Here is a 17,507-nt window from a genome sequence, read left to right as displayed (position 1 = left end):
TTAAGTAGTTTATAGTGAGCGTCCTTTAAACACATTGGCTTTCTTTAATGGCAATATTTGACCGGATAAAGTCATGTGGCTGGAATTAAAGTTCGGAAGAATATCTACAGTCGCATTGTTGCTTCCATAAGGTATATCAATGCTTACTTGGGCTGAGATTCCGATTCCCATCACGTTCATACTGACATGAATATTACCTTTTTTGTCGGTTTTTACTTTATAGTTCGAAGCATTCCCGTCTACGGTAATACCTCCTAGTCCGTTCGGACCGCTGAAAGGTACATTGAATGCTACTTGCACTACAGCCTTGTCACCGTCCAGTCCTACAAAGTTGGTGTTGGATGAAACGAAAGCGGAGGTTCCGTATTTAAAGTAAACTCTGTCCGCTTCCAGTACAAAGGTTTGGTTGTCTATTGCCTCTTTGGCTTCCTGAAATAACATTTTGTCCAAAGCTTCCTGAGCTGCTTTTTTTTCCTGACGTGTCATTTCCTTTTCTATTGTTTGTGCCTGTGAGTACTCTACGCAGGTAAACAAGGTTACTAATGTTAATATTACAACTTTTCTCATAATACCTACTTTTTTATTTTATGTTGTTTTCCTATTGAAATCCGGTACAAACATAATAAGCTTTGGCATAAGTAGGTAGTAATTTGTTACTGAAACGGAAAAACCGGTTGCTGAAGTGTATTTTTGAAGAACTGAAATTAAAAGTGTGAAGAGGAATGAATGGGAAATAAACAGCCCTGGAAATCTGCTTTAACAAAATTTCCGGGGCTTATGTTCTATGAACTATAAAGTGATTAGAAAGACCTTCCTTTAAATACATTTGACTTGTCAAGCGGCAGTAGTTCACCGGATAAAGTCAGGCGGTTGGAATTGAAGTTGGGCCGTATATCTACGGTGGCATTGTTGCTTCCATGAGGTAATGTTATGCTTACCTGAGCAGATATACCCACCCCCATTACACTCATTGTCAGATACATGGTTCCTTTCTTGTCGGTTTTGATCTTGTAACCGGAAACATTGCCGTCTACAGTGACACCTCCTAATCCGTTAGGGCCGCTGGCAGGAATGTTAAACGCTACCTGTACGGATGCTCTATCGTCGTCTACCATTACAAAATTGGTATTAGAAGAAACAAAGGCATTTCTGCCTCTTTTAAATATAACCCGGTCAGCTTCCAGTGTGAAAGCTTTGTTTTCTATAGCTTGTCTGGCTTCTTCGAACAAGGCTTGTTCCATGGCTTTTTGCGCCTCTTTCTTTTCCTGACGTGTCATTTTCTTTTCTGTTGTTTGTGCTTGTGAGTAGTCTACGCAGCAAAACAAGGTGACGAATACTAATAAAATAATCTTTTTCATATATGTATCTTTTATGTTATTGTTTGAATATGAAACAAATATAATAACTGTTTTGTTGAGAGGACTTTATCTTATTTTTTAGGTTAAAACTCTTCCTTGTCATATTCTTTCTAGTCTGTTTTATTTGGCTTGAGTTTGCAAGTATAGCATTATTTTCTGTCTTTCTATCTTTTAAAAAAGATTTTTTCTTCCGGGGGCTATGTGAACTTCTATTTATTTTTTTCTCTATAGAGTTTCTTTTCTACTGCCACTGCTGCCACCTTTTGTCTGGAATGCTCATAAATAAAGGCTTTGAGGGGTGATGGCAGCAGAATATTTGAAGGGATGGAAAATGTTACTGCCACCATTTTAGGATATTCTTTTTGATAATAGTAATTGCAGGAAGATTGTCAACCCGGCAAAGAAATAACTCTTGAAAGAGTCAACTGATATTATAACTAAGTATTATCTCTGTCAACCATCCGTACAAGTAAGATGAAAGAGTAGTCAACCTAAAGCGTTAAACTACACTGCATTCATTCTACATGCCGAGTTGTTTCAGACTGTTCCATTAAGTTGAAACCGAAACATCATGCGGTTGAATGTATCAGAAGATAAGCATGTATTGTTCGGAAGTTCCTTATCTTTTTTCAAAAGGAGCGGAAGAATTCCTCTAAATATATGTTCCTTTTTGTGGGAATAATTCGAGTCTTGATGAGAAAAGTATTATAAGAGGTGGTGGCAGCCTTTTGGGTATCTAAAAAATACTGCTGCCACCACCTCTATAAGATGCTTATATCTAGATTGTTACTTCTGATAAAAGCTCAGTAGTGGTAGCAGAAATGAAAAACTCTGTTGGAGAAAGAGGGCAAAGTCTCAGTTTGTAGATGTATTCTTCATCATCGGCATCAATCTTTTTTTTTGCCGAATTCCGGATCAATCTTTAATAGTGCCGTCACCCCAAAGGTTACAGCGCAACATATCATAATCCAGATAAAGAAATGGTTGTATCCCATCTGGTCCTGAAGCCAACCGGCGGCCATTCCGGGAATCATCATGCCTAATGCCATAAATGCGGTACAAATGGCATAATGTGCCGTTTTATGTTCTCCGTCCGCAAAATAAATAAGATAAAGCATATAAGCTGTGAAACCGAATCCGTAACCGAATTGCTCTATAAAAATGCAAATATTGATAAGGTATAGGGAATCGGGTTGGACATAACTGAGGTAAACATAGACTAAATCAGGTAAGGAAATAGCCCATACCATCGGCCACAACCATTGTTTTAAACCGTTACGGGCTACGGCTATTCCTCCTAAAATACCTCCAAGGGTAAGCCCGATGATGCCGACTGTTCCTTGTACGAAACCTATCTCCTCAGTGGTGAGCCCCAAACCACCTTCTTCAATAGGATCTATAAAGAAAGGAATACACATTTTTGCCAGTTGTGCTTCCGGTAAACGGTAGAGTAACATAAAGAGAATAGCAATACTTGCCTGCTTTTTCTGAAAGAAACTGGCAAAAGTGCCAAAAAATTCTTTGAGTAGGGTAGAAGCGGAAACTTCTTTGGCTGCATGGTCTGAATCCGGATGGGGAAGAATAAACTTATGATAGATCCACACTCCCAGGAAAAGCCCGGCCAATACAAAAAAGGTGATGGACCAGGCGTAAGGTATATTGTCTGTTACAATTTCCAGTCTTCCTGCAAGCATGATAAGCAACCCTTGTCCTGCAATAGTCGCAATGCGATAGAAAGTACTGCGGATTCCTACAAATAAAGCTTGCTGGTGCGAGTCCAGTGCCAGCATGTAAAAACCATCGGCAGCAATGTCATGCGTGGCAGAGCTGAATGCCAACAACCAGAAAATTGCCAACGTAAGTTGGAAAAAGTGTTCGGTGGGGATGGTGAAGGCTATGCCTGCCAGTCCCGCACCCATTAAGAGTTGCATAGTGACGATCCACCAGCGTTTCGTTTTGATAAGGTCTATGAAAGGACTCCACAAAGGTTTGATAACCCAGGGCAGATTAAGCCAGCCGGTATAAAAAGCCAGTTCGGTATTGCTGATTCCTAATCTTTTATACATAATGACTGAAATAGTCATCACTGCCACGTAGGGCAGCCCTTGTGCAAAGTATAGCGTGGGTATCCATGCCCACGGTGAAGTATGTTTGTTTTTCATTATTCCTTTTTCATTTTAAAGATTCCGGATGGAAATCCTATCCGGCGCATGGCTTGGTGGATCGGTTAATAGAAACGGCGGATATCTGCACCTTTATAATAATGCAATAGAATTTCGTCGTAGGTATATCCCCGTTCCCCCATTACGGCAGCCCCGATTTGGCACAGGCCTACTCCATGTCCCCAACCGGCACCCGTTAGCAGAAACCATTCGGGGACGCCGTTTTTCAATTCTCCCTTATCTACTACAAAGGCTGAACTGAATAGGTGGGACGAAGACAGGGTACGACGTATCTCCAATTCTTTTCCGATAGTCAATGTTTTCAAAGAACCTACAATTTTCAGTTTGCAGATACGTCCGGACTTGCCACGTTGGATGGGAATCAGGTCGATGATGTCTCCATAATCTGATTTTGTATTTTGACGGATCAGTTCGGCTAGCTCTGACTGGGAATAACGCACTTTCCAACGATAGAAATCTGTGGTTTCCTGATCGTAATTGTTCAGTATTTGTGAAATTACTTTTTTATCGTGGGTATCACAGAACGAAACGGGAGAAGTACGTATCCAACGTTCTGCCTCTTCTTCTTTAGTCAGATCGGGTAACGGACGGTTTTCTTCTTCTTCCGTATCACGGATGGTAGACAAATAGGGATAATTCTTATCTTCCCAGCAATAGCCGAATTCCTCACTTGCACCTCCGCAACATTTAGAGAAACGAGCATCGCAGATGCCGCGTTCATACATTAGTAATTGCCCTCGGGTTGCCTGTACTGCTTCAGTTACGGCAGCACTGGATGCCTTGGTTATTCCCTGATAACGTTGGCAATGATCATCTGCACAAACGTCGAATATGGTGTGGTCTTCCCGGTCGTACCAACGGATATATTCGGTATCGGTCTTGATAAAGGAAAAGAAACCTTCATTTTTGCCACTTAAAGCTTTGCGTTTCTCTATTTGAGCAAACAGCCAGCTGCGTGATACCACGGCATGTGCTTTCAGAAACTCTAAAGAGGAGGTGGCGTTCATCTCCGAAGAGATGACGCTTATCAAATAGTCTTCGGCGGGAAGAATATTGATAGCGGTGATTTTGCCTTCGTCCACCACTAGTTTCAGTGTTCCCATAAAACTTTGGGTTTCTTGCCGTTCCCAGTGGAAATTAATTCCGATGGTTACGTCATATAATGAAAACGAGGCATGTTCGTCTTGTGGAGTGAAGGTCAGTTCGCGGTAAAGATTACCATTCCACAGAATACCTCCTTCGCTGAAGGCTACTTGTTGTTCACCACAGACCGTTTCTCCTTTAGCGAAAAAATTGCCGTTCAGTGAAAAATGAATTTCTTGTGCGTTTACTATTCCTACGCTTATTTCGGGTTCTTTCATTGTTATTCGTCTTGTTTATGGGCTTGCTGTAATTCCTTCATCTCTTCGTGTTCTCTCTATCTTTTTGCTTTCTCGTCAAAATAACGTCCGGGTATCTTCTCGGCTTCTTCTACTGTTATTCCCACTTCTTTTATGATGGATGCCACTTTTTCTTCTGTTATTTTGTCGAAATCTTCCTGACGGGTGGTGACGATTACGCCAGCCATGTCCAAAGCTCCCGGACTGATGAGCATCTGTTCGCTGCCTTTTGCAAAGTAGCAGTCGGGACGGTGCTTGCTGCGGGGAAAAACCACCGTATAGTATAGATGGCCTTCCTTCCATAACAGCAGGTTGAACTTCGCTTCTTGTCCGTCTTCATCCGGTGGGAAAGCGGCGAGGGCGCTGTATAACAGGGAGTCGTCATAATGCGTGTTGCTTGAGAGGATTACCAAAGGACAGGGATAGTCCTTGGTGTTGAGGTAAATTCGGCTACATTCTAGTGGATAATCTTCCTCTTCTTCTAGGTAGGGAAAATACATGCTGCGTATATCGATTGTCTGTGCGTGGGTTATCAGCTGTTGTACGTTCGGGATGATGGGAACATCAGTTTTTCTGACTCCTTGAAGATGGAGATGGTCCGGTGCAGAGGCTCCGCAATGTGCTCCATTATAGAATAGGGCGTAGTCCGGATATTTCTGTACGAATGCACGGACGTCATCGTAACTGAAAATATTCTCATCCATGAGTTGGGGGATGTGATCTTTATGGGCGATAGTGAGGTGATCCGGCAATATGGGATAAGGGTTAACGCATATTCTGTTTGCAGTGATGGTTTCCAGTGCTTTCTGCTCCTTAGGCTGGTTTTCCTTGCACAGGAAACAGGGGCGTGCTTGGATGCTGTCCTTATCCACTTTGGCGGTAGTCGAAACCGCACGCTGTGTATTGCACTGTACCACAAACGTGTAGCCGTTTATGGACAGTTCCTTGGTCTGTACAGTCTGTAATGCCTCGTGGTTGTGGTGTGCCAGTGGCCAGCACGCCAGTTGGCTGTCTATAAATCGCTTGATTTCATTCCGGTTCTTCAGCTCTTCTGTATATTTTTTGCGGATTCCCAGTTCACGGGTGCGCAGGCTGTCTTTGTAGTGATTGTTGGCATTGGTCTGCTCTATGCTCAGGGCAGCATCCGAGTTCCCTTCCCAGCGGCGGCACAGATAGAGTACATCATAGATTCTTCCTATCTTATATTGGCGCGAGAAAATGAGTCCCAGGGCATAATCTTCTCCGTAGCTGACATTGGGCACGCCTGTTTCGCGCAGGATAGGTGTGAAGAATGCGCGCGGAGCTCCCAGGCCGTTGATGCGCAATGCGTTATTGTGTCCGTTCTTTTTCGTCCACTCGCTATGGTCTATCACTCCCGGGGCGATGGTGTTCAGCCTGAAGTCCGTCATGCGGTAAGTTCCTATTACCATGGCGCATTGCTCTTTGTAGAACGTGTCTACGATGGTTTGCAGGGTATGGGTGTCGCTGTACAGGTCATCGCTGTCAAGCTGTATGGCGAAGCGCCCGCACCGGGGATGGTTGATTGCGAGGTCCCAGCATCCCCCTATGCCCAGGTCGGTACGTTGGGGCTGAAGGTGGATTACCGCTTTGTTCTCCTTGTATTGACCAATGATTTCTGTGGTTCCGTCTGTCGAGTGATTGTCCACGATGATGATGTTGAATGGAAAGCGTGTTTCTTGTGAGAGTGCCGACCGGATGGCATCGTCAATGGTACGGGCGCGGTTGCGCACGGGGATGATGACGGAGGCTTCGTACTCGAAATTTCCTTTCTTTACATCCGTTTCCACATACATAGGTTCAAGGAGGGCATCGATGGCTTTCAAGTACAGTGTGAACACTTCTTCCATTTCTATCTGTGCTTCCCTGTTGTGGGGATTTACGTAGTCGAACTGCTTTTCGCCGGACAGGCGGTTGTCGCTTTCTGTTTCCGTATAAAGATATTCGTTGATATGTACCAGATGAGAATGGAGGGTAAGGAATAGGCGCAGTTCATAAAGGGCGGCATACTTTCTTTCCTCTGTCATTTGGAGGCTGGCGAGGATGAATTCCGTTCTGTTGAATATCAGTAGCGGACCGAAGTCGAAATCATCACGCACACTGCCAGGTTGGTAGTCGTTGACGGGATGTTTCTTCTTTTCTCCGTTTTTCCATTCATGATGGTCGGCATAAACCATGCCGCATTCTCTGTCCTGCAGGAAGTCAGTCATGCGTTCCAGTGCCTTGTAAGCCAGTTCCAAAGCAGAAGTTTTGGTGTAGAGCAAGATATAAGGTGTGTCTGCCTTTTCAGCAATCATCTTCATTGTCTTAGAACTGGTTAGTGAATCAATAGGTAATATTTCGCATCCATCGGGTGTGGATAATGTCTTGTTGGGTTCAATGTTCAGCAGATAGATTTTGTTGACTATGCTACTTTCTTTTAGAGCATGGATTGTCTGTTCTGCCGCTGTGCTTTCCATATAAGGAATAAAGCAATTAATTGTTTTTCTCATTGTTAAAAAGTATTTCTCACGGCAAAGATAGGTAATATATCTTATTTTTTCTCTACCTTTGTACGCTAATTGTCTTTTAAATATAAATGGAAACTCCGAAAACAGCATTACTTGGCAGGACATTGGATGAGATTCAACAGATTGTGAGGAATCTGGGAATGCCTAAATTTGCCGCAAAGCAGATTGCGTCTTGGTTGTATGATAAAAAGGTGGAAACGATAGACGAGATGACCAATTTGTCATTAAAGCATCGCGAAGCGTTGAAAGAAGGGTATGAGGTGGGGGCATCTGCCCCGGTGGAAGAAATGCGTTCGGTAGACGGTACGGTGAAATATCTTTTCCGTACGCCAACCCGTAATTTCATTGAAGCGGTTTATATACCCGATGAGGACCGGGCTACTCTTTGTGTTTCTTCGCAAGTAGGATGCAAAATGAACTGCAAGTTCTGTATGACCGGGAAACAGGGTTTTACAGCTAATCTGACAGCCAATCAAATATTAAACCAGATCTATTCTATCCCCGAAAGGGAAAAGCTGACTAATCTTGTTTTCATGGGTATGGGAGAGCCTTTCGACAATTTGGACGAGGTGTTGAAAGTGCTTGAGATCCTGACTTCAGAATATGGTTACGGCTGGAGTCCGAAACGCATCACTGTTTCTTCTGTGGGTTTAAAGAAAGGACTGGAGCGCTTTCTGAATGAAAGTGATTGTCATCTGGCTATCAGTATGCATACTCCGATTCCTTCGCAACGAAGGGATTTGATGCCCGCCGAGAAAGCTTTCTCCATTACGGAAATTATTGATATATTGCATAATTATGATTTTAGCAAACAGCGTCGTCTGTCTTTTGAATATATCGTATTCAAAGGAGTGAACGATTCACTGATCTATGCTAAAGAGATAGTGAAACTCTTGCGGGGTATTGAGTGTCGTGTCAACTTAATCCGGTTTCATGCTATTCCTGATGTTGATTTAGAAGGGGTGGATATGGAAGCAATGACAACTTTCCGTGATTATTTGACGCAACATGGCGTATTTGCCACCATTCGTGCATCAAGAGGAGAGGATATTTTTGCCGCTTGCGGAATGTTGTCTACAGCTAAACAACAGAAAGAGAAAGGTGTTACATTACAGTAAACTAAACAATAATATCATATAATTATGAAACGAATAGCATTTTATTTAAGTTTGGTGCTGGTGGTTCTGGTACTGGCTTCTTGTAAGAAGGGACAAAAGAACTTGTTTACCCCCACGTCCAGCGGTAGACCTTACGAAGTATTGGTCGTAGTAAATAAACCTGTATGGGACCGTCCTGCAGGACGTGCATTGTTTGATGTATTGGATACCAATGTGCCCGGACTACCCCAGGCGGAGCGTTCGTTTCGTATATCAAATGTGGACCCTCAGCATTTTGACCGTGTGCTGAAAATATTCCGTAATATCATCATTGTGGATATTCAAGATATTTATACTCAGCCCAAACTTAAGTTTTCCCGTGATGTTTATGCGTCTCCGCAGATGATTATGACAATTCAGGCTCCTAATGAAGACGAATTTGAGGAATTTGTAGCAAAGAACAGTAAAGTGATTATAGATTTCTTTGTGAAAGCTGAGATGAATCGTCAGATAACTTTGTTGAAACAAAAACATAGCGATGTGATTTCCACTAAGGTAGGAAGTATTTTTGATTGTGATATCTGGGTGCCGATAGAACTGGCTAACTATAAAGAAGGCAAAGATTTTTTGTGGGCTTCTACTAATCGTGCTACAGCGGATATGAATTTTGTAATGTACTCTTATCCTTATACAGACAAGGATACCTTTACTAAAGATTATTTCATTCATAAACGTGATTCTGTAATGAAAGCAAATATTCCGGGTGAACGCGAAGGAATGTATATGGCAACAGACTCTATGTTTGTGGATGTGGAAGATATTGTTGTAAAAGGAGAGTATGCGCAAGAAGCTCGCGGATTATGGGAAATGGAAGGTGACATGATGGGAGGTCCGTTTGTGTCTCATGCACGGGTGGATCGTGCTAACGGTCGTGTCATTGTGGTTGAGGCCTTTATTTATTCACCGGATAAATTGAAACGTAATCTGATGCGTCAGATGGAAGCTTCACTTTATACATTGAGATTGCCCAATGAAAGCTTGATTGACGAAATTGTAATTAGTGGTAATATTCCGGAAGAAAAAATAGATACAACAAGCCGGGTAAAGTAAGAAGAGACATTATAATATATAATATAGATGGAAGATAACTACAAGATACGAGTTGGTATTACTCATGGGGATATCAACGGAGTAGGATATGAAGTAATTCTCAAAACTTTTTCGGATCCTACCATGCTGGAACTTTGTACACCCATTATTTATGGATCACCTAAAGTGGCTGCTTATCATCGTAAAGCAATGGATATTCAAACAAATTTCAGTATTGTCAATTCTGCAGATGATGCTCAGCCGGATAAACTGAGCATCGTGAATTGTACGGAAGACGAATTGAAGGTGGAGCTCTCCAAACCGACACCGGAAGCTGGTAAAGCAGCTTTGGATGCGTTGGAGAGAGCTTTGCAGGACTATCGGGAGGGAATGATTGATGTTTTGGTAACTGCTCCTATCAATAAGCATACCATTCAGTCGGAAACTTTTCATTTCCCCGGTCATACAGAATATATTGAAGAGCGTGTGGGGGAAGGACAGAAAGCGTTAATGATTTTGCTGAAGAATGATTTCCGGGTAGCTTTGGTGACTGGTCATGTTCCTGTACGCGAGATAGCACAAGATATTACCAAGGAACTTATTATGGAAAAATTGGCTGTTTTCCATCGTTCTTTAAAAGAGGATTTTGGCATCGACAGTCCGCGTATAGCTGTGTTTTCATTAAATCCTCATGCGGGTGATGAGGGATTGATTGGTACGGAAGAGAGTGATATCATAATTCCGGCAATGAAGGAAATGGTTGCCAAAGGCATTCAGTGTTTCGGACCTTATCCGGCCGATGGCTTTATGGGATCTGGCAACTATACTCATTTTGATGGAATTCTAGCTATGTATCATGATCAGGGATTGGCTCCTTTCAAAGCTTTGGCAATGGATGAAGGAGTGAATTACACGGCAGGACTTCCTATTGTACGCACTTCTCCGGCACATGGTACTGCGTATGATATTGCCGGACAAGGGGTTGCCTTGGAAGATTCTTTTCGCCAGGCTATCTATGTGGCTATGGATGTTTTCCGTAATCGGATTGTCGAAAAAGATATCCATGCACATCCATTGCGTAAACAGTATTATGAGAAACGGGATGATAGCGATAAACTGAAGTTAGATACCATTGATGATGAAGATTGATGGTGAACCGGTCTAAAATATAATTTCAAGAAAAAGAGTAGAAATGAAATTTGCAATTATATCAGCGGGTGAAGGCTCCCGACTTTCACAAGAAGGGGTAGCTTTACCCAAACCTTTGGTGCAACTGAACGGAGTTGCCATGATTGACCGTCTGATACAGATCTTTGTGCGCAACGGGGCTGATAAGGTGGTCATCATTATTAATAATGAAAGTCCGTTGACAAAAGAGCATTTGGCAAAACTACAGGCGGAAGCGACAGTGCCATTGGAAGTAGTTGTGAAAACTACGCCTAGTTCAATGCATAGTTTTTATGAACTGAACTCTTATTTGAAAGACGATAAGTTCTGTTTGACTACTGTAGATACCATATTCCGTGAAGAAGAATTCTCGACTTTTATTGAAGCGTTCAAACAATCGGACAAAGATGGATATATGGCGGTGACCGATTTCATAGACGATGAAAAACCGCTTTACATTTCTACAGATGAAGCTTTGAACATAACTGGCTTTCATGATGAGGCCATCTCCGGATGCCGCTATATATCGGGAGGAATTTACTGCCTGACTCCGACAGCGGTCAAGACATTGCACGGGTGTATGGAAAAAGGTATGTCCCGTATGCGCAACTTCCAGAGGCAGTTAGTGGCCGACGGCTTGAAATTAAAGGCTTATCCTTTTACAAAAATTCTGGATGTAGACCATGCCAGTGATATAGTGAAAGCGGAAAACTTTCTGACCGGTAAGGACGAGTAATTTAAAAGATAACATAAAGGAATGAATGTGATTTCAATAATAGGGGTAAGCCGTGGAAACGAATATTCACCCAATCATGTGGACAATGATGCCGCCATATTTAATAAGGTGGTGGAAGAGTTGGGACAATTGGGCTGTGAAGTTGAGGTTTATGCCGAGAAGGATTTCGTGGAGCAGGGTGTCAAAGGAGATATCATTTTTGATATGGCCCGTGATAAAGCAACAATAGCCCGCTTGAAGTCTTTGGAGGATGGAGGTGCGTTGGTGATAAACTCTGCTTACGGTATAGATAATTGTGTACGTAGACCCATGACGGAGCTACTTATAAAAAGAGGAGTTCCTCATCCGCAGAGTTTTATTATTTCCACAGCAGACGAGTATTCTGAAAACTGTTATCCTTGTTGGGTAAAGCGGGGAGACTCTCATGCTATGGTGAAAGAAGATGTAGCTTATGCCACTTGTAAGGAAGAGGTGGAGAATATTCTGGCTGATTTTCGCAACCGTGACATTCCTGTTGCGGTCATCAATGAGCACTTGCAAGGCGACTTGGTGAAATTCTATGGGGTACACGGCACTGATTTCTTTTATTGGTTTTATCCGTCTCCTTGTTCGCACAGTAAGTTCGGTTTGGAAAAAATAAACGGAATAGCCAAAGGGATTCCTTTTAGCGTAGAGGAATTGAAAATACAAAGTGATAAAGCTGCTGAGGCGCTGAACGTACCCATTTACGGAGGTGATTGTGTGGTTTCAGCCGACGGAACACTGCGGATTATAGATTTTAATGATTGGCCCAGCTTTGCCCGTTGTCGTGAGGAAGCGGGAGGTAAAATTGCAGAGTGCATTTATAACCGGGCTAAAAAGCAAATGAAACAATAAAGACATGAGTACAGAGAGTGAGAAGAAAGGAATAGAGGCTTCTTTCAAATCCATGGACACAGAGGAGTTCCTGGATATTTATTTCAATCGTCCCATAGGATATGCATGGGCGCTATTGTTTAAAAAATTGAAGGTACATCCCAATGTCGTGACCATTTTTTCTATTATTCTAGGTATAGGCGCAGGCGTGATGTTCTATTACCCCGATATGAAACATACCCTGATTGGTATACTTCTATTGATGTGGGCAAACCATTATGACAGTGCGGACGGCCAATTGGCACGGCTTACAGGGCAGAAAACCCAGTGGGGACGTATGTTGGATGGCTTTGCCGGTGATATTTGGTTCTTTACTATTTATGCGGCGATCTGTCTCAGACTGATGGACCAGCCTATGCCGTTTCATATTGGTGACGGGATGCATTGGGGGATTTTTATTTGGATATTGGCTGCTTTTTCGGGCACTGTTTGTCATAGTAAACAATGTACATTGGCGGATTATTATCGTAATATTCATTTATATTTTCTGAAAGGGAAAAATGGAAGTGAGCTGGATAATTTCAAACAACAGCGTGAGATCTTTTATAGTTTACCTTGGAAAGGAAATTTCTGGTGGAAAGCTTTTTTGTATTTTTATGGTAATTACACACGTCAGCAGGAAAGAATGACCCCTAATTTTCAGCGTTTCTATGCTTTGGTAAAGGAAAAGTATGGGGACAATATTCCACAGGAGTTGCGGAACGAATTTCGTGCAGCTAGCAAACCTTTGATGAAATATACCAATATCTTGACTTTTAATACACGTGCCATTGCTTTGTATATCAGTTTGCTGATTGGCGAACCTTGGTTGTATTTTGTATTCGAGATTATTGTAATGACTTCTTTATTTGTATATATGCGCCATTGCCACGAGGCGGTTTGCGCACAGTTATATTATAAATACGCGGCGAAGTGAAAAGTAAATATAGAAATATATTCCTGATATTTGGGATTGTAGCTATCGTGGTAATGCTCTGTACTTTTGATATGGAGTATGATGAATTGTTGGCTAACTTGCGCCGGGCAGGGATTTGGCTGCCGGCTGTAGTAGGGTTATGGATTATCATTTACTTGTTCAATACCCTTTCTTGGTACATTATTATCCGAGATGGAAAAAAAGGAACGCCTATTCCGTTTTGGAAAGTTTATAAGCTTACAGTTTCCGGGTTTGCACTGAATTATGCTACTCCGGTAGGATTAATGGGAGGAGAACCTTACCGTATCATGGAACTGACTCCTTATGTCGGGGCCAGTAAGGCAACATCATCAGTTATCCTTTATGTGATGATGCATATTTTCTCGCATTTTTGTTTTTGGTTTTGTTCTATTTTCTTGTATTTGGCTTTACGCCCGGTAGATATTGCCATGGGGACTATGCTGGCTGTTGTGGGTGTGGTTTCTCTTTTGGCTATTTATTTTTTTATGAAAGGATACAAGAATGGAATGGCTGTCCGTACTTTAAAATTATTACAATATATTCCTTTTATTAAAGGATGGGCCAAACGTTTTTCAGAAAACAAACGGGAGACTTTGGAACGTGTGGACAGTCAGATAGCAGAGCTGCACAAACAGCGTAAGTCTACATTTTATGCCTCGTTAAGTCTGGAATTCATGGCTCGGATTCTAGGTTGCCTGGAAGTGTATTTCATATTGAATATTCTGACAACAGATGTTAGCTTTCCGGCTTGTATTCTGATTATGGCATTTACTTCTTTATTTGCTAATTTGTTCTTTTTCTCGCCTATGCAATTGGGCGCTCGTGAGGGGGGCTTTGCTTTAGCGGTAGGAGGACTGGCTATTCCGGGAGCTTTCGGAGTTTATACCGGATTGATAACCCGTGTACGTGAATTGATTTGGATTGTAATTGGTGTGTTGTTGATGAAAGTCGGCAACGGTACACCTACTAATAAAGCATGAGATAATGAACGCATTGAAAGATATTCAGGGAGTTATATTTGATTATGGCGGTACGATAGATACGAATAGCCGTCACTGGGCGGAAGTATTGTGGGCCAAGTATGTGGAACATCAGATTCCGGTGGATAAGGAGAGTTTTCGTGAGGCATACGTCTTTGGAGAAAGAGCGTTGGCTAAATACCCTTTTGTCCAGCCTTGGCATGATTTTCATGATGTACTTTCCATTAAGGCCAAACTTCAGATGGAATGGTTGGCAGAACAGAGAAAGTTGCCTATGGATGAGTTGAAACTGCAATCTTATGCCACGAAAGTAGCAGACAGCTGTTATGAGTATGTATTGGATATATTGCAGGTTACACGTCCGGTAGTGGAAGAGTTGTCCAAAAAATATAAGTTAGTGCTGGTTTCTAATTTTTATGGTAATATTCAGACCATTTTAAAGGATTTTGGACTTCTGGATTTCTTTGATGAAATTATTGAATCCTCTGTGGTGGGTGTTCGTAAACCAGATCCCGCTATCTACAGACTCGGAGTGGATGCTATGGGATTTGTGGCAAAGAATGTGCTGGTGGTTGGAGATTCTTTCTCAAAAGATGTTGTTCCTGCCAAAGCGGTGGGATGTCGTGTAGCTTGGTTGAAAGGAGAAGGTTGGGGAGGAGAAGTCATTGACGAATCTGTTCCTGATGTGATTATAACGAATTTGGCCCAACTGCCTGTTCTATTATAAAAAGTATGGAGACACAAAGACATGCATTGGTAAAAAGGGACTATCTAGTTCCTTTTGTTTTAGTAACCTCTTTATTCTTTTTATGGGGATTTGCACATGCTATTCTTGATGTGCTGAATAAACATTTTCAAGAGGTGATGGATATTACCCGTACTCATTCGGCAATGGTGCAGGTAATGTTTTATTTAGGTTATTTCGTAATGGCTGTTCCGGCAGGGTTATTCATCACCAGATATGGATATCGTAGGGGAGTTGTTTTCGGATTATTGCTTTACGGCATCGGGTCGTTGATGTTTATTCCCGGCGAATACTGGATGTCATTTGAATTTTTTCTGTTCTCTTTGTTTGTCATCGCTTGCGGCTTGGTTTTTTTGGAAACGGCTGCAAATCCTTATATGACAGAATTAGGGGATAGGGAAACAGCTGCCAGTCGGTTGAACCTGGCCCAGTCCTTTAATGGATTAGGATGTATTTGCGGCCCTTTGGTGGGAGGACTATTGTTGTTCTCGGAGAAGGGAGAGGCGAATATTTCATATCCTTATATGCTGATGGGGGTAGTTGTGCTGATAGTGGCACTGGTCTTTTCCCGTATCAAACTTCCGGAGATTGTTCATACAGACAATGTGGTGAATGGAAAGACAGTTAAAAAAGGCTTATGGTCGCATAAATTATTTTTATTTGGTCTACTGGCACTATTCAGTTATGAAATAGCAGAGATTTCTATCAATAGTTTCTTTATCAATTATGTGGTGGACGATGGATGGATGAATGCCCGTGATGCGGCAGTAGTGCTTTCATTCGGTGGGCTCGGGTTATTTATGTGCGGACGTTTTGCCGGTAGTTGGATTATGCAGCGAATTCGTGCAGAAAGAGTTTTGCTATACTGTGCTTTGGGAACGGTAGCGGCTACTTTTCTTATCGTTTGCAATTTAGGAAAAATTTCATTAGTTGCTTTGTTTTTGGTATATGTGTTCGAAGCCATCATGTTTCCCACTATTTTTGCCATATCTTTGAAAGGGTTGGGAAATAAAACCAAACGAGCCTCTTCTTTTTTAATGATGTCTCCTGTAGGAGGAGCTATTGGCCCTGTGTTGATGGGATATGTGGCAGACAATAGTAATATGTCCTTATCATTCATTATACCATTTGTTTCTTTTTGTGTTGTATTATTCTATTCGTGGTATGCCGATGTAGAAGGAAACTGAAATTAAAAATCCCGATATGGCTGTCTGGCTTTATCGGGATTTCTATCTATTTTTAAATTTCCTCGGCTTTCAAAGGACTAGTCCGGATAATATCCCATACATCTTCTTCTGTTTTGCTGAAGGGACCGGATGCTTCTAATTTCAGTGTCGACATGGCTGCTGCAAAACAACCGGCTTTTTCATAGGATACTCCTTTGTTGCGCATATATAAATATCCTGTGGCATACGTATCTCCGCATCCTGTAGCATCAACTATATCTTTAGGAGGATAGGCGGGTATCTTATGAAATCTACCTTCTGCATAAATTACAGAACCCAGACTTCCCAAGGTTATCAATACCTCTTTTACTCCCCATTCAGCAAGTTGCAAAGCGGCTTGTTTTATGTCTTTGTGACCGGTAAGCACTTCCATTTCGTGTTCGTTTACCTTTAGAATATCAATATATTTTAAGGCTTCCAACTTGTCTGTCCAATCTATGGGATAAACTCTTTCACCCCGGACTTCGCGCAAATATCCTTGGGCATCTACCGCCAAAATACCTTTTTCTGAAAGATATTTTACAACATCCAGTGAAAAATCATCTGCCAGAAGGCTTCCCAAATGAAAAATATGGGCATTTATATTCTGTAGCTGTTCCACTGTGAAAGGATCGGCTTTAGCTAATACCCGCTGACTGCGGTTATCTTGATTTTCCCCGTATGTATTCTCGAAATAGACTGTTCGCTGACTGGGAATAACAGTGACTCTGATACCTTTTGCACGGATATCTTCTACAGCTTTAAATTCACTGGGCGCTAGTGCTGTGACCAGCTGATAATGCTTTGTATCCTTTAAATGACTGATTCCGTGTGAAAAATAATAGGATGTTCCGCCGGGCATATAAGTCGTTTTCCTGGGTGTTACTATCTTATCTAATGTAATGTGGCCTATGCAACAAATATCATCCATACCTATTTATATTAAACGGTTGCAAAGCTACAAAAAAAACTAGAAAAAGCATGGAAGTTTTCAAAAGAAGGTGTAACTTTGGCACAAATTATCTTAATCTCTGCTATGAGATGCAATTTTAACAAAGAAATTAGAATGGAAAAAATGAATGTGAAACCGGCAACCGGTAAATTGGGCGTTCTTTGTGTTGGATTGGGCGCTGTTACTTCAACTTTTATGACAGGTGTGCTGATGGCTCGTAAGGGACTGGCAAAACC

General features: G+C 42.0%; 16 protein-coding genes. 9 read left to right on the top strand and 7 right to left on the bottom strand.

Annotation, left to right across the window (positions count from 1 at the left end):
* Positions 1–9: 9 nt before the first annotated feature.
* From AB5935_RS07825 to AB5935_RS07800, 6 genes are all read right to left on the bottom strand, one after another.
* Complete coding sequence (locus tag AB5935_RS07825) at positions 10–567, bottom strand: DUF4251 domain-containing protein (RefSeq protein WP_038606244.1); 558 nt, start codon at positions 565–567, stop codon at positions 10–12.
* Between the two features lie 233 nt (positions 568–800).
* Positions 801–1,358: a DUF4251 domain-containing protein gene (locus AB5935_RS07820; RefSeq protein WP_007845164.1), complete on the bottom strand. Its 558-nt coding sequence runs from the start codon at positions 1,356–1,358 to the stop codon at positions 801–803.
* A 209-nt stretch (positions 1,359–1,567) separates the two neighbouring features.
* A complete protein-coding gene (locus AB5935_RS07815) occupies positions 1,568–1,705 on the bottom strand; it encodes a hypothetical protein (protein ID WP_007837858.1) in 138 nt (45 codons plus the stop codon).
* A 540-nt stretch (positions 1,706–2,245) separates the two neighbouring features.
* Positions 2,246–3,520 (bottom strand): MFS transporter, encoded by a 1,275-nt coding sequence (locus AB5935_RS07810; protein WP_007837860.1) that lies wholly within the window; start codon positions 3,518–3,520, stop codon positions 2,246–2,248.
* A 65-nt stretch (positions 3,521–3,585) separates the two neighbouring features.
* Entirely contained in the window at positions 3,586–4,902 is a 1,317-nt protein-coding gene (locus AB5935_RS07805; protein ID WP_007837862.1) for a SpoIID/LytB domain-containing protein, read from the bottom strand.
* Between the two features lie 56 nt (positions 4,903–4,958).
* The gene (locus AB5935_RS07800; RefSeq protein WP_038609122.1) at positions 4,959–7,430 is read right to left on the bottom strand and encodes a DUF4922 domain-containing protein; all 2,472 of its coding nucleotides are present in this window, start codon (positions 7,428–7,430) and stop codon (positions 4,959–4,961) included.
* 86 nt (positions 7,431–7,516) lie between these two features.
* Here AB5935_RS07800 and rlmN point away from each other — a divergent pair, with 86 nt between their 5' ends.
* Genes rlmN through AB5935_RS07755 form a run of 9 tightly spaced genes read left to right on the top strand, consistent with a single transcriptional unit; the run spans position 7,517 to position 16,301 of the window.
* Positions 7,517–8,566, top strand: a complete 1,050-nt coding sequence (rlmN, locus tag AB5935_RS07795) for a 23S rRNA (adenine(2503)-C(2))-methyltransferase RlmN (RefSeq protein ID WP_007852732.1) — start codon at positions 7,517–7,519, stop codon at positions 8,564–8,566.
* 24 nt (positions 8,567–8,590) lie between these two features.
* Positions 8,591–9,655 (top strand): DUF4837 family protein, encoded by a 1,065-nt coding sequence (locus AB5935_RS07790; protein WP_007837866.1) that lies wholly within the window; start codon positions 8,591–8,593, stop codon positions 9,653–9,655.
* Positions 9,656–9,682: 27 nt separating this feature from the next.
* Positions 9,683–10,783, top strand: a complete 1,101-nt coding sequence (gene pdxA, locus AB5935_RS07785) for a 4-hydroxythreonine-4-phosphate dehydrogenase PdxA (RefSeq protein WP_038609124.1) — start codon at positions 9,683–9,685, stop codon at positions 10,781–10,783.
* A 43-nt stretch (positions 10,784–10,826) separates the two neighbouring features.
* Positions 10,827–11,537 (top strand): NDP-sugar synthase, encoded by a 711-nt coding sequence (locus AB5935_RS07780; RefSeq protein ID WP_007837868.1) that lies wholly within the window; start codon positions 10,827–10,829, stop codon positions 11,535–11,537.
* A gap of 21 nt (positions 11,538–11,558) precedes the next feature.
* Entirely contained in the window at positions 11,559–12,413 is an 855-nt protein-coding gene (locus AB5935_RS07775) for a hypothetical protein (RefSeq protein WP_007837870.1), read from the top strand.
* Between the two features lie 4 nt (positions 12,414–12,417).
* The gene (locus tag AB5935_RS07770) at positions 12,418–13,368 is read left to right on the top strand and encodes a CDP-alcohol phosphatidyltransferase family protein (RefSeq protein ID WP_007837871.1); all 951 of its coding nucleotides are present in this window, start codon (positions 12,418–12,420) and stop codon (positions 13,366–13,368) included.
* Positions 13,365–14,369 carry a lysylphosphatidylglycerol synthase transmembrane domain-containing protein gene (locus AB5935_RS07765; RefSeq protein WP_007837873.1) on the top strand — a complete coding sequence of 335 codons (1,005 nt, stop codon included), beginning with the start codon at positions 13,365–13,367 and terminating at the stop codon, positions 14,367–14,369. Before AB5935_RS07770 ends, AB5935_RS07765 begins: the two co-directional genes overlap by 4 nt.
* A 4-nt stretch (positions 14,370–14,373) precedes the next feature.
* Positions 14,374–15,096, top strand: coding sequence for an HAD family hydrolase (locus AB5935_RS07760; protein WP_007837875.1), 723 nt, complete (start codon positions 14,374–14,376; stop codon positions 15,094–15,096).
* A 5-nt stretch (positions 15,097–15,101) separates the two neighbouring features.
* Positions 15,102–16,301 (top strand): sugar MFS transporter, encoded by a 1,200-nt coding sequence (locus AB5935_RS07755; RefSeq protein ID WP_007837876.1) that lies wholly within the window; start codon positions 15,102–15,104, stop codon positions 16,299–16,301.
* A gap of 52 nt (positions 16,302–16,353) precedes the next feature.
* On the opposite strand, the gene AB5935_RS07750 is transcribed toward AB5935_RS07755, so the two are convergent.
* Entirely contained in the window at positions 16,354–17,250 is an 897-nt protein-coding gene (locus AB5935_RS07750; RefSeq protein ID WP_007837877.1) for a PfkB family carbohydrate kinase, read from the bottom strand.
* Positions 17,251–17,507 lie beyond the last annotated feature (257 nt).

It is taken from the genome of Phocaeicola sp. RTP21198st1_B8_RTP21198_201120 (assembly GCF_040929485.1).
Lineage (GTDB): Bacteria > Bacteroidota > Bacteroidia > Bacteroidales > Bacteroidaceae > Phocaeicola > Phocaeicola dorei.
Note: the sequence above shows the minus strand (reverse complement) of the source record. Positions and strands in the feature narration are given on the sequence as shown.